Raw genomic sequence first — 12366 nt, forward strand, 5'->3', positions numbered from 1 at the left:
GCGAGGCCGGCCTTTGGTCTGGGTAAATCCGCGTCGCGCGATCAGTAGCGCGGGACGACCGGGCCGCCCCACTTGTAGTTCACGCGGACGGTGACGAGGTCGACGTCCTGGCGGTCGCGGACGTTGCTGAACAGCGTGCCGGTGGGCGTGGTGAGGTTGTAGGTCTTGTCCTGCATGAACAGGTGGTCGTACTCGATACCGGCGGTCCAGTTCGGCGCGAAGCCGACTTCGATGCCGGCGCCGATGGTGCCGCCCCAGCGGGTGTCGCTGGCGCTGCCGGCGAGCACGCCGGTCGGCGTGAAGTAGGTGTTGAAGCGGTTGTCGGTCAGCGCCGCGCCGCCCTTGGCGTAGAGCAGCACGTTGTTGGCGGCGTAGCCGAGCTGGCCGGTGAACAGGCCGAACGCGTCGATCTTGCTCTGGTTGGTGAAGAGGCCGGGGAAGATCGCGCTGTTGTTGCTGCCCTTCAGGTCAGCCCAGTCGCCCTGCGCTTCGAGGCCGAACACCCAGGTGCCGGCCTGCCAGCGATAGCCGATCTGACCACCGGCGACGCCGCCGGTCGCGTCATGGCAACCATCCGAGCCGATGAAGGTGCCGCCCGGGGCCTGGTCCCAGCAATTGTGGCTCGAGCCCCAGCCGCCGTTGGCACCGATGTAGAAGCCGCTCCAGTCATAGACGGCGGCGATCATCGGCGGCGCCTTGGTGTAGGGGCGCGCAGCGAGGTCGGCCGCCGCGGCTGGCGCCGCAAACGCAATCAGAGCAACCGTACCGAGCAAAAACTTCTTCATAATCAGTCTCCCAGCTCCCCGGCGATCGGCTTCCAAACGGTCCCGAAGCACGATCTCAGACGCGAGCGCCCACGTCATGGGTGGCATCTATACGCTGATTCAACCGCAACCGCCGTCTCCCAAAAGCCACACTCGCGGAAGAAAAGCCACACTCGCGGAAGAAGTGTGTTCAAAGCAAGATACTGATTTATTTAGTCTTTTTCTAAGGTGTCGGAGCCGGCCAGCGACCGGGACCGAGATCGGTTGCCACGCGATCGCCGCCGGCTGCCTCTACGGCTGGTGTGGCGAACAAAACTGGAACAATGCCGGCCGCGATGCTATATCTCGATAATCGTGGATAACCGCGCGACGGCAAAGGCGGCGAGCCGGCACCGGCGTATAGGGTCATCCACGACGCCTGCGATGTAAGTGGCGAAGGTTGAGAGTGGCGGCCGATGTCCGGTCGCCCGGTTTTTGAGTGGAGATGATGCGATGGCAGGAAGCGTGAACAAGGTGATCCTGGTCGGAAACCTCGGCAAGGATCCGGAAATCCGGCGGACGCAGGACGGCCGTCCGATCGCAAATCTTTCCATCGCCACCTCGGAAACCTGGCGCGACAAGGGCACCGGCGAGCGCAAGGAAAAGACCGAGTGGCATCGCGTCGTGATCTTCAACGAAGGTCTCTGCAAGGTCGCCGAGCAGTATCTGAAGAAGGGCGCCAAGGTGTACATCGAGGGTCAGTTGCAGACCCGCAAATGGACCGACCAGTCAGGTGTCGAGAAGTACTCGACCGAGGTCGTGCTGCAGGGCTTCAACTCCAACCTCACCATGCTCGACGGGCGTGGCGGTGGAGGCGGCAGCTTCTCCGATGACGGCGGCAGCGATTTCGGCTCGTCCGGTCCGGTCAGCTCGGCGCCGCGCCGCGCAGTCGCCGCCGGCGGCGGCAGCCGCAACAGCGATATGGACGACGACATCCCGTTCTGATCGGACGTCGCAATCCCGAGGTCCTGAGCGCGCCGCTCCGTGAAGATCATTTCCATGAGCGGCCGCCATTATGCATGATGGCAATTTCCTCATGTGAATTATGAGGATAACTCCAGAGCTATTTGCCGGATCTCCAAATTCTGGAGGTCGCCGAGGCAAGTTCCCCGGACTTTGACACAGGCGGATGTGAATGATATTTACATTGGCCTGCGGCGAGCGACGTCTGGCCGCGCGCTTACTCGAGGGCCGCCAAGATGAGCCTCGCGCCATTGCTCGACGCCGCGCCTGCGATCCCGTTCCATGCCTTTGCCGCGATGGCCGCCTTCGTGCTCGGCTCGATCCAGCTCGCCGCACCCAAGGGCACGCTGCCGCACCGGACGCTGGGCTGGATCTGGGTGATCCTGATGCTCGCGGTCGCGCTGAGCTCGTTCTGGATCCACCAGATCCGGCTGCTGGGCCCGTGGAGCCCGATCCACCTGCTGTCGATCTTCACGCTGGCGATGCTGGTGCTGGGCGTCAGGGCCGCGCGGAGCCACGACGTCCGCCGCCACAAATACACGATGATCGGCGTCTTCTTCGGCGCGCTGGTGATCGCCGGGCTGTTCACCTTCGTGCCCGGGCGGATCATGCATGCCGTGATTTTCGGCCACTGGACGGGTCAATGAGGGCGTTGCGGCGGCCGGTTCCATGCGGTCTTTGCCGGCCGGCGATCGCAGCGCAAAGCGGGCTCGTCGCAAGCCCGCAACGTCGCCGGTAAGTCCATGAAAAAACGAAGGGAAAATCGGCTGTCCGGAGCCGCGCAAGGGTGGTTTTCGGGCCCCCGATACGCTATATGATTCCCCAGTAGAACTGACCGGATTTCCCCTTTGTCCGATAACGACGACCACAAGCCCGGCGAGCAGCCGGGGCCCTCAGATATTCGTCCCGTTTCCATTCTCGACGAGATGAAGAAGTCCTACCTCGATTACGCGATGAGCGTGATCGTGTCGCGTGCGCTGCCCGATGCGCGCGACGGGCTCAAGCCGGTGCACCGGCGCATCCTGTATTCGATGCATGAGCAGGGGCATACGCCGGACAAGAAATACGTCAAATCCGCGCGCGTCGTCGGCGACGTGATCGGTAAATATCACCCCCACGGCGACCAGTCGATTTACGACGCGATGGTCCGCATGGCGCAGGATTTCTCGCTGCGCGTGCCGCTGATCGACGGCCAGGGCAATTTCGGTTCGGTCGACGGCGATCCGCCGGCGGCCTATCGATATACCGAAGCGCGGCTGACCAAGGCGGCGCTTGCCGTTCTCGCCGACATCGACATGGACACCGTCGATTTCCAGCCGAACTACGACAATTCCGAGCGGGAGCCGTCGGTTCTGCCGGCCCGGTTCCCCAACCTGCTGGTCAACGGTGCCGGCGGCATTGCCGTCGGCATGGCCACCAACATCCCGCCGCACAATCTCGGCGAGGTCGTCGATGCCTGCGTGGCGCTGATCGACAATCCGGCGCTCACGATCGACGAGCTGATCGACATCATCCCCGGACCGGACTTCCCGACCGGCGGCATCATCCTGGGACGGCAGGGCATTCGCAGTGCCTACCATCTCGGCCGCGGCTCGATCGTGATGCGCGGCAAGGTGACGATCGATACCATCCGCAAGGATCGCGAAGCGATCGTCATCACGGAGATCCCGTATCAGGTTAACAAGGCCTCGATGGTCGAGCGCATCGGCGAGCTGGCGCGCGAGAAGAAGATCGAAGGCATTGGCGAGTTGCGCGACGAGTCCGACCGCGACGGTTACCGCGTCGTGATCGAATTGAAGCGCGACGCGGTGCCGGACGTGGTGCTGAACCAGCTCTACAAGTTCACGCCGCTGCAGACGAATTTCCCAGCCAACATACTGGCGCTGGATTCCGGTCGTCCGCAGACGATGACCCTGAAGGATCTGCTGACCATCTTCGTCGCGTTCCGCGAGCAGGTGGTGACGCGGCGGACCAAGTTCCTGCTCGGCAAGGCGCGCGACCGCGCCCATATCCTGGTCGGCCTGGCGATCGCAGTCGCCAACATCGACGAGATGATCCGTGTTATCCGAACCTCGCCCGATCCCAACACCGCGCGCGAAGCCCTGATGTCGCGCGACTGGCCGGCGCGCGACGTCGAGGCGATGATCACGCTGATCGACGATCCCCGGCATCGCATCAACGATGACGGCACGCTCCGGCTGTCGATGGAGCAGGCCAGGGCCATCCTCGACCTGCGGCTGCAGCGCCTGACCGCGCTGGGACGGGACGAGATATCCGAGGAGCTCGACAAGCTCGCGGCCGAGATTGCCGATTATCTCGACATCCTGCGCTCGCGCGCGCGCGTACAAGGCATCGTCAAGACCGAGCTCGCCGAGGTGAAGCAGCAGTTCGCGACGCCGCGCAAGACCGAGATCATCGAGCAGGAAGGCGAGGTCGAGGACGAGGACCTGATCCAGCGCGAGGACATGGTCGTCACCGTGTCGCATGCCGGCTACGTCAAGCGCGTGCCGCTGTCGACCTACCGGGCGCAGCGCCGCGGCGGCAAGGGCCGCGCCGGCATGCAGACCCGCGACGAGGATTTCGTCTCGCGTCTGTTCGTGGCCTCCACCCACACGCCGGTGCTGTTCTTCTCGTCGCGCGGCCAGGTCTACAAGGAGAAGGTCTGGCGGCTGCCGATGGCGGCTCCCAACGCGCGCGGCAAGGCGCTGATCAACATCCTGCCGCTGGAGCAGGGCGAGCGCATCACCACGATCATGCCGCTGCCGGAGGATGAATCCTCCTGGGCCAATCTCGACGTGATGTTTGCGACCACAGGCGGCACGGTTCGCCGCAACAAGCTGTCCGACTTCGTCGACGTCCGCCGCTCCGGCATCATCGCGATGAAGCTCGGGGAGGGCGAGGCGATCGTCGACGTGCAGATCTGCACCGAGCGCGACGACGTGCTGCTGACCGCCTCCGGCGGGCAGTGCATCCGCTTCCCGGTCACCGATGTGCGCGTCTTCACCGGCCGCACCTCGATGGGCGTGCGCGGCATTGCGCTCGCCGAGGCCGACAAGCTGATCTCGCTGGCGATCCTGCGCCATGTCGAGACTACCTCGGACGAGCGCTCGGCCTATCTGAAGATGCGCCGCGCGGTGGCCGGCGAGGCCGTGGCCGAGGAGCCGGTCGAGGCCGAGGGCGAAGAGACCGCGAACGACGCCATCCAGCTGTCGCAGGAGCGATATGCCGAGTTGTCGGCAGCCGAGCAGGTGGTGCTGACCGTGTCCGTCAACGGCTACGGCAAGCGGACCTCGTCCTACGAGTACCGCACCACCGGCCGCGGCGGCAAAGGCATCGTCGCGATGAGCGTCAACAACCGCAACGGCAAGCTCGTGGCGTCGTTCCCGGTCGAGGATGCCGACCAGATCATGCTGGTCACCGACAAGGGCCAGTTGATCCGCTGCCCGGTCGCCGACATCCGCGTCGCCGGCCGCTCGACCCAGGGCGTCATCGTGTTCGACACCGCCGAGGATGAGCACGTGGTCTCCGTCGAGCACATTCCGGAAGAGGAAAACGGCGAGAACGGCAACGGCGGCTAGCGCCGCCGCAGTCTCGTAGCCCGGATGAAGCGTAGCGAAATCCGGGGGGCTCTCGATGCGGCACTTCCATCCCGGATTACGCTTCGCTGCATCCGGGCTACGCGAAGGCTTGTGTCGCGCTCTCTGGTTGGCCGGGGCACACCGTTCTCTACGCTTGCGCTCCATCGCTCCTTGAGATGATGAGCTCCGCGTCCGCCATGATGTAGCGGACGTATCTGTAGTCGCGGATGAGCGTAATTTCGTCGCCGCGCCACTCGAGCCACATGAAGTAGCTCGGCTTGGTTTCCATGTCGCCCTCGAACACCGCGATGACTTCCCGGCCCTCCAACCAGGCGGGCGCCAGCCTTACCCGATCCATTTTTCCGTAGATGCTGAAGAACATCCCAACGTCGGTCCGTCCGACCCGGACGGGGTGAGCTGATTGATTGAGCCTCACGTCATCCGCCAGCATCGCGCGCAACCCGTCCCAATCTCTCTGGTTGAACAGGGTGACGTACCGCATGACCGCTGCGGAGGGCGATCTGACGTCCGGCGGGCTGGATGCGGTCGCGTTGATCTCGCGGAGACGCGCACGCCCCCGCGCAAGATGCGCCTTGACGGAATCGACGGTGAGACCGAGCAGGGAGGCGATGTCGGCGAGCGGCTCATCGAGGACATCTTTCAGGATGATCACACTGCGTTGCAGAATCGGGAGCTCCGCAAAGCGCGATACCGCCGTCCGCACCGCTTCCCGATGCATCAACTGCTCCTCAGGATCAGGGCTCGTTCCGTCGACAACGTTGTACGCCGCCTCGATCGGCTCGGCGGCGCGGATGGCCTTGCTGCGCAAGACATCCAATGCTCGGTTATGAGCGATGCGGAACAGCCACGCGCGAAGTTGGGGCAATTCGGCCATTGCCTCCATGGCGACGAAGGCCTTGGCGAAGGTGTCCTGCACGACATCCTCGCCCTCGATCACCGAGCCCACCAGACGCGAACAATAGCGGTGAAGCTCGGGCCGCAATTCTTCAGCGAGTGCGAGCAGCGCGGCCCACCGGTTGGTGCTCGAAAGGTAGCCGGTCAAGCTGCCGCTCCCTCCATGACGGTCACGCCGGCATCGCCGTTGAGGCCGAATACGATGCCGTCGGCGTATTGCGGGTCCTTCAAAATCGAGATCACCAGATCACCGAACTTCCGGGGAGGCATGGGTGCGCCGAAGCGCGCGACAAACTGTTCGGGCGTAATCCCCATCGAGCCCGCATAGGCACCGGCAGCGGCATCTCCGATCCCGGTCCCCAGGATCATCTGCCGCGGTACGATGGCCTGAAAGCGGATGCCGAGATTCAATTCCTGCGAAACACCGTTGGCATACTTGGCCATGAACCATAGCATTCGCTTGGAGCCGCCGTAACCGCCCGACATCTGCGATCCGGTTACAGCGGCGCCGCTTGATCCCACGAGAACTGTGCTGCCCGGCTTCAACGGGAGATTGAGTGCCGCCTGAAGCCAGAACAGGCCCGCTTTGACGTCGGTTTCCCAGGCGGCCGAAAAGTCCTCCCAGCTCAATTGATCCAGTCGGCCCATCCGCGGCGTGATGCCCGCGTTGAGCGCCAGAATATCCGGCTTGATGTCGGAGAGGATGCGATTGGCGGCGATGCGATCGGTCACGTCCGCCGAGACCGTCGCTACTCCGAGCCGGTCGCGGGTAGCCTTGAGCGAGTCCGTTCCGCGCGCAACGACCGTGACTTTCGCTCCTTCGGCAACAAGCGCTTCAACCAGGCCCAGGCCGAGACCGCGGCTCCCACCGGTGACGACGGCGACTTTATTCTTGAGGCTCATCTGTTGGCTCCCATGTCTGTGTGAAGCCAAGACGATCGACGTCTCCGAAAAGAGTCAGGCTCCCGGCGCGGATATCAGCCTACGTGCCGAGGACGTAGACCTCCTTCGCCATCTTCCATTGCAGCTGCGCGGGGTAGACCTTGAGAATGTAGCTCGGTGCGTCGACCAGCGCGATTTCGACGATCGTGCTGATCTCGCCACCGCGCAGTTCGATGACGTTGCACACCACAGCGCGCGGGGCTACGCGGCTGACGATGGCCTGCGCCTGGTCGATCGAGATCGCCAGCCGCGGCTTGAGCTGAAGCGGCGGATCGTCTGACATTCCCGGAGATCACCTGTCGCCCGGATGCAGCGAAGCGAAATCCGGGGGGCTTGCGAAGCGGCATCTATGGTCCCGGATTACGCTTCGCTCCATCCGGGCTACGCCGATCGTGAAATCAGATCTCGATCTCGGTGCCGAACTCCACGACCTGACCGGTCGGTACGCCGAAGAAGGCCGCCGACCGCTCGGCATTGCGCTGCAGGAAAGCGAACAGCGATTCTCGCCACACCCACATGCCCGGCACGTCCTCGCGCGGGATGATGGTCTCGCGGCCGATGTAGTAGGTCACCTCGGAGAGATCGATGCCGGGCAGCTTGCTCTGCCGGCAGGCGAGCTGCAGCCCCTCATAGATCGTCGGGTACTGCATGAAGCCGTAATGCAGGATGATCCGCGTGATGCCCGGGCTGATCTCGATCACGTCGGCACGCGCCTCGTCTGGGATGCGCGGCTGCTCCTCGATCTGCACGGTGACCAGCAGCACGCGCTGGTGCAGCACGTGGTTGTGCTTGACGAACTGCGTCAGCGCGAGCGGCACGCCGTTCGGGGCGGATGCCAGGAACACGGCGGTGCCGGGCAGGCGGGCGCTGCACTTGTTGACGGCGGTCTCGATCAGGTCCTCTTCCGGCTGACGCAGCTTGCCGCGCGCCTTCTCGACCAGCTTCACGCCGCCGCGCCAGGTCATCATCAGGAACGCCACGGCTGCCGCGAGCAGCAGCGGGAACCAGCCGCCCTCGAACAATTTCTCGGTGTTGGCCGCAAAGAAGATCGCGTCGATGATGAAGAAGAAGCCGTTCACCGCGATGACGAGGATCGGCGAATAGCCCCACTGGATCGCGACCAGCGCGGCGAGCAGCGTCGTGATCGCCATCAGCAGCGACACCGCGATGCCGTAGGCGCCGGCGAGCGCGTCCGAGGTGCCGAACGCCAGCACCGCACCGAGCGTCGCGGCCGCGAGCAGCCAGTTCACCAGCGGCACATAGATCTGCCCGATCGCATCGCTCGTGGTGTGCTCGATGTGCATGCGCGGCAGGAAGCCGAGCTGGATCGACTGCTGGGTCAGCGAGAACACGCCGGAGATGATCGCCTGCGAGGCGATCACGGTGGCGACGGTCGCGAGCAGCACCAGCGGATAATGCGCCCAGTCGGGAGCGAGCTGGAAGAACGGGTTGTCGAGCGAGTTCGGGTCGCTGATCAGTTCTGCGGCCTGGCCGAAATAGTTCAGCACCAGCGCGGGCAGGCAGATGGCGAACCAGGCGAGCCGGATCGGAAAGCGGCCGAAATGCCCCATGTCGGCATACATCGCCTCGCCGCCGGTGACCGCGAGGAACGCGGCGCCGAGGATGGCAAAGCTGACGTGGAAGTCCTGATGGACCAGGAAATCGAAGGCATAGAACGGGCTCAGCGCAACCAGCACGCCGGGCGCCTTGACGATGCCGTGGATGCCCAGCGCTGCGAGCACCGCAAACCAGAACAGCATCACCGGGCCGAATATCCTTCCGATGAAGCCGGTGCCCTGCTTCTGCATGATGAACAGGCCGATCAGGATGACGACCGTGAGCGGCACCACCGCGGGCGTCAGCGAGGGCGCGTCGACCTTGAGGCCCTCGATCGCCGACAGCACCGAGATCGCGGGCGTGATCGCGCCGTCGCCATAGAGCAGGGCGGCGCCGACCAGGCCGACGACCAGCAGATGAGCGCGCCAGGTGCCGGGCGCCGCGTTGCGCGCCGAAAGCAGCGCCAGCAGCGCGACGATGCCACCTTCACCGCGGTTGTCCGCGCGCAGGATCAGCATGGCGTATTTGAGCGAGATGATCAGGATCAGCGCCCACAGGATCAGCGAGACCACGCCGAGCACGGCGCTTTCGGTCAGCGGTCCGCCACGGGCGGCAGCCTTAGCGGCTTCCTTCAGGGCGTACAGGGGGCTGGTGCCGATGTCGCCATAGACGACGCCCAACGCACCGAGCGTGATGGCAAACGGGATCGGGCTGCTGGGTGGGTGGCCAGAGGAAACGACGGCGGGCGTACTGGTCACGGCAATCCCCCGATGGCTTGCGCCCGCCGGGTCATCCGGCCTGGGCGCCTTAGACGATAGTCTGCGACGGGACGTCGCAAATTACCATTGGGTTTTGCGTGACGGACCTGACCTTACGTCAGGCTGACAGTGACGGCCATTCCGCTCGTATCGCGTCGGAACGGAATGCTCTGAGATATTTTGAGGAGATTTCTCCGAGACGAGCCGGCGTCCGGTTCGCCTGAAATGCTCTACGGGGTGCGGTCGGCGGTGACGAGGCGGGCTTCGCGGACAACGGTGTTGCTGCCGGCGCCGCGCAGGCAGGAGGCCTCGAAATTCGGCCAGGCCTGCTGCGAGCAGTCCTTGCCGGCCGGGTGAACGTTGAGGCGGTCGGCCTTCGCCAGCGGCTGCGGGGTGGAGGCTTCGACCTGCGGCGCAAAGCCCGGCAGAACGGTGAGCGCGGCGGCAATGAACGCGGCAACAGCGATGGCGGAAAGTGCCTTGATCATGACGGTCCCTATGTGATCGGGCCCGACCGGGCCCGTCGTTTCGTTGTCCAGTGTCTACCGGCCGCAAGTTTCCTGGTGTCTTCGCCACCCCAGGAAATGGTTTCATCGCCGGCCGGTTTTGTTTCGTCCGCCAACGGCCGACGAAACATTCACCCTCGTAGACGCTGGCATCCCAGGACTCGTTCACTGGACGAGCAGGGATTTATTTCGCGCAACCGGCGGAACCCGGGCGGCTTGCCGGGGCGAGCGGGGCGGGTTAGGAGGGACCATGTCCCGTATCGCGATCTACCCAGGCTCCTTCGATCCCGTCACCAACGGCCATCTGGACGTGGTGAGACAGGCGGTCTTCCTCTGTGACCGCCTGATCGTCGCCATCGGCGTCCATCCCGGCAAGAAGCCGCTGTTCTCCACCGAGGAGCGGCTGGCCATGGTCCACGAGGTGTTCGGCCCCATCGCCCAGAAGGCGGGCTGCGCGTTCGAGAGCGCGACCTATGACAATCTCACGGTCGCGGCGGCCCGCGCGGCCAAGGCCACGTTGATGATTCGCGGCCTGCGCGACGGCACCGATCTCGACTACGAGATGCAGCTTGCCGGCATGAACGAGGCCATGGCGCCCGAAGTGCATACCGTGTTCGTTCCGGCGTCGGTCGCGGTCCGCCCGATCACCGCCACACTGGTGCGCCAAATCGCCCAGATGGGCGGCGACTTCTCTGCATTCGTGCCGTCATCAGTCGCCGCTAGCCTGAAGGCCAAGTTCGCCCCCTGATACCGGCGGCTGCCATATCCCGAACGTTACAGAGATCCGGAGTTTCCATGATCCGCATTCTTGCATTCGTTGCTGCGCTGCTTTGCGTCGTGCCCGCGGTCGCGCAGCCGCTGCCCGCCAATCTCGACAAGGCCAATGCGATCGTGATCGACACCACCAAGGGCCGCATCGTCATCAAGCTGCGCACCGACATCGCGCCGAACCATGCCGAGCGCATCAAGCAGCTGGCGCGCGAAGGCTTTTACAACAACGTGCCGTTCCATCGCGTGATGGACGGCTTCATGGCGCAGACCGGCGACGGCCAGAATTTCAACGGCACCGGCGGCTCGAAATATCCGAATCTGAAGCAGGAATTCTCGCAGGTCCCGTTCAAGCGCGGCATCGTCGGCATGGCCCGGCGCGGCGACAGCGTCGACAGCGCCAATTCACAGTTCTTCATCATGTTCGCCGACGGACCGAGCCTCAACGGCCAGTACACCGTGATCGGCGAAGTGGTGTCGGGCATGGATGTGGTCGACAAGCTGAAGAAGGCTCCCGCGGGCTCACCCGGCGGTGCCGTCACCGATCCCGACAAGATGGTGAAGGTGCAGGTCGCATCCGACATCAAGTGATGGCGATGGCGGCGCGCAGCAGACCACTTGCCTGGTTCGCCGCGCCGCTGATCTGCCTTGCGCTGGCGACGCCGGCGCGGGCCGAGCCGGAGCAACTCAATACGATCCGGGACGTTGTTCTGGCCATTCACCGCTGCTGGCGGCCGCCGCCGGCGGACAAGGCCGGGCCGATCGACATTACGGTCATTGTGAGCTTCAACCGTGAGGGCGCGATCCTCGGGCATCCCAGGATCAGCTATGAATCGCAGGAGGCGACCGACAACGACCGGATTGCGTACCGGGTCGCGGTGATGGAGACGTTGCAGCGCTGCACGCCGTTGCCATTTACCGAGAGTCTCGGCGGCGCGGTGGCTGGCCGCCCATTCGCGATCCCGTTCAGGAATAAGAAATATCCACCCCGAAGCCAGGAGAAGCGAGCATGGCTGCTACCGAAAATACTCTGATCCTCGAAACCACCCAGGGCCCGGTCACGATCGAAATGCGTCCGGATCTCGCGCCCGGCCACGTCGCGCGGATCAAGGAGCTGGTGCGCGAGGGCTTCTACGACGGCATCGTGTTCCACCGCGTGATCGACGGCTTCATGGCGCAGACCGGCTGCCCGCAGGGCACCGGCATGGGCGGCTCCGGCAAGAAGCTGAAGGCCGAGTTCAACAAGGAGCCGCATATCCGCGGCACCGCCTCGATGGCCCGCGCCGCCAATCCGGATTCCGGCGACAGCCAGTTCTTCATCTGCTTCGACGACGCGTCCTTCCTCGACGGCCAGTACACGGTCTGGGGCAAGGTCACCGAGGGCATGGAGAACGTCGACAAGATCAAGCGCGGCGAGCCGGTGCAGAACCCGGATAAGATCGTGACGGCGCGCATGGCCGCCGACGCGGCGTAACTGACGCTGTCATTCCGGGGCGTCGCGAAAGCGACGAACCCGGAATCTCGCGCCACAATCTCGAGGTTCCGGGTTCGATGCTGCGCATCGTCCCGGAACGGC

At 64.5% G+C, this 12366-nt stretch carries 13 protein-coding genes; 7 read left to right on the forward strand and 6 right to left on the reverse strand.

The window, feature by feature from the left end:
• Positions 1–41 precede the first annotated feature (41 nt).
• Positions 42–785, reverse strand: a complete 744-nt coding sequence (locus tag ACVILL_RS32105; RefSeq protein WP_456732725.1) for an outer membrane protein — start codon at positions 783–785, stop codon at positions 42–44.
• A gap of 471 nt (positions 786–1256) precedes the next feature.
• Here ACVILL_RS32105 and ACVILL_RS32110 point away from each other — a divergent pair, with 471 nt between their 5' ends.
• The 3 genes from ACVILL_RS32110 to gyrA all read left to right on the forward strand — a co-directional run bounded on the left by ACVILL_RS32110 (position 1257) and on the right by gyrA (position 5344).
• Entirely contained in the window at positions 1257–1748 is a 492-nt protein-coding gene (locus ACVILL_RS32110; RefSeq protein ID WP_021081257.1) for a single-stranded DNA-binding protein, read from the forward strand.
• A gap of 254 nt (positions 1749–2002) precedes the next feature.
• On the forward strand, positions 2003–2413 hold the full coding sequence (locus tag ACVILL_RS32115; protein WP_456732726.1) for a DUF2306 domain-containing protein: 411 nt from the start codon (positions 2003–2005) through the stop codon (positions 2411–2413).
• 201 nt (positions 2414–2614) lie between these two features.
• On the forward strand, positions 2615–5344 hold the full coding sequence (gyrA, locus tag ACVILL_RS32120) for a DNA gyrase subunit A (protein WP_456732727.1): 2730 nt from the start codon (positions 2615–2617) through the stop codon (positions 5342–5344).
• A 148-nt stretch (positions 5345–5492) separates the two neighbouring features.
• Here the strand turns inward: gyrA and ACVILL_RS32125 are convergent, their stop codons facing one another.
• From ACVILL_RS32125 to ACVILL_RS32145, 5 genes are all read right to left on the reverse strand, one after another.
• Positions 5493–6407: a sigma-70 family RNA polymerase sigma factor gene (locus ACVILL_RS32125; RefSeq protein ID WP_456732728.1), complete on the reverse strand. Its 915-nt coding sequence runs from the start codon at positions 6405–6407 to the stop codon at positions 5493–5495.
• Positions 6404–7162: an SDR family oxidoreductase gene (locus ACVILL_RS32130; protein WP_456732729.1), complete on the reverse strand. Its 759-nt coding sequence runs from the start codon at positions 7160–7162 to the stop codon at positions 6404–6406. Before ACVILL_RS32130 ends, ACVILL_RS32125 begins: the two co-directional genes overlap by 4 nt.
• Positions 7163–7241: 79 nt before the next feature.
• Entirely contained in the window at positions 7242–7484 is a 243-nt protein-coding gene (locus tag ACVILL_RS32135) for a hypothetical protein (RefSeq protein ID WP_456732730.1), read from the reverse strand.
• A 115-nt stretch (positions 7485–7599) separates the two neighbouring features.
• Positions 7600–9453: a potassium transporter Kup gene (locus tag ACVILL_RS32140; RefSeq protein WP_456734412.1), complete on the reverse strand. Its 1854-nt coding sequence runs from the start codon at positions 9451–9453 to the stop codon at positions 7600–7602.
• Between the two features lie 293 nt (positions 9454–9746).
• Positions 9747–10004 carry a hypothetical protein gene (locus ACVILL_RS32145; RefSeq protein WP_456732731.1) on the reverse strand — a complete coding sequence of 86 codons (258 nt, stop codon included), beginning with the start codon at positions 10002–10004 and terminating at the stop codon, positions 9747–9749.
• Positions 10005–10272: 268 nt separating this feature from the next.
• Between ACVILL_RS32145 and coaD the strand changes: the two genes are divergently transcribed.
• Genes coaD through ACVILL_RS32165 form a run of 4 tightly spaced genes read left to right on the forward strand, consistent with a single transcriptional unit; the run spans position 10273 to position 12264 of the window.
• Positions 10273–10770 carry a pantetheine-phosphate adenylyltransferase gene (gene coaD, locus ACVILL_RS32150; RefSeq protein ID WP_456732732.1) on the forward strand — a complete coding sequence of 166 codons (498 nt, stop codon included), beginning with the start codon at positions 10273–10275 and terminating at the stop codon, positions 10768–10770.
• A gap of 47 nt (positions 10771–10817) precedes the next feature.
• On the forward strand, positions 10818–11381 hold the full coding sequence (locus ACVILL_RS32155; RefSeq protein ID WP_456732733.1) for a peptidylprolyl isomerase: 564 nt from the start codon (positions 10818–10820) through the stop codon (positions 11379–11381).
• A gap of 5 nt (positions 11382–11386) precedes the next feature.
• Positions 11387–11824 (forward strand): hypothetical protein, encoded by a 438-nt coding sequence (locus tag ACVILL_RS32160; protein ID WP_456734413.1) that lies wholly within the window; start codon positions 11387–11389, stop codon positions 11822–11824.
• A complete protein-coding gene (locus ACVILL_RS32165; RefSeq protein WP_456732734.1) occupies positions 11800–12264 on the forward strand; it encodes a peptidylprolyl isomerase in 465 nt (154 codons plus the stop codon). Before ACVILL_RS32160 ends, ACVILL_RS32165 begins: the two co-directional genes overlap by 25 nt.
• Positions 12265–12366: the final 102 nt, after the last annotated feature.

Source organism: Bradyrhizobium sp. USDA 3364 (assembly GCF_054056355.1).

Coding starts and splice junctions, on each gene's coding strand:
- ACVILL_RS32105 (WP_456732725.1), bottom strand. CDS start 785: ATGAAGAAGTTTTTGCTCGGTACGGTTGCTCTGATTGCGTTTGCGGCG.
- ACVILL_RS32110 (WP_021081257.1), top strand. CDS start 1,257: ATGGCAGGAAGCGTGAACAAGGTGATCCTGGTCGGAAACCTCGGCAAG.
- ACVILL_RS32115 (WP_456732726.1), top strand. CDS start 2,003: ATGAGCCTCGCGCCATTGCTCGACGCCGCGCCTGCGATCCCGTTCCAT.
- ACVILL_RS32130 (WP_456732729.1), bottom strand. CDS start 7,162: ATGAGCCTCAAGAATAAAGTCGCCGTCGTCACCGGTGGGAGCCGCGGT.
- ACVILL_RS32135 (WP_456732730.1), bottom strand. CDS start 7,484: ATGTCAGACGATCCGCCGCTTCAGCTCAAGCCGCGGCTGGCGATCTCG.
- ACVILL_RS32145 (WP_456732731.1), bottom strand. CDS start 10,004: ATGATCAAGGCACTTTCCGCCATCGCTGTTGCCGCGTTCATTGCCGCC.
- coaD (WP_456732732.1), top strand. CDS start 10,273: ATGTCCCGTATCGCGATCTACCCAGGCTCCTTCGATCCCGTCACCAAC.
- ACVILL_RS32155 (WP_456732733.1), top strand. CDS start 10,818: ATGATCCGCATTCTTGCATTCGTTGCTGCGCTGCTTTGCGTCGTGCCC.
- ACVILL_RS32160 (WP_456734413.1), top strand. CDS start 11,387: ATGGCGGCGCGCAGCAGACCACTTGCCTGGTTCGCCGCGCCGCTGATC.
- ACVILL_RS32165 (WP_456732734.1), top strand. CDS start 11,800: ATGGCTGCTACCGAAAATACTCTGATCCTCGAAACCACCCAGGGCCCG.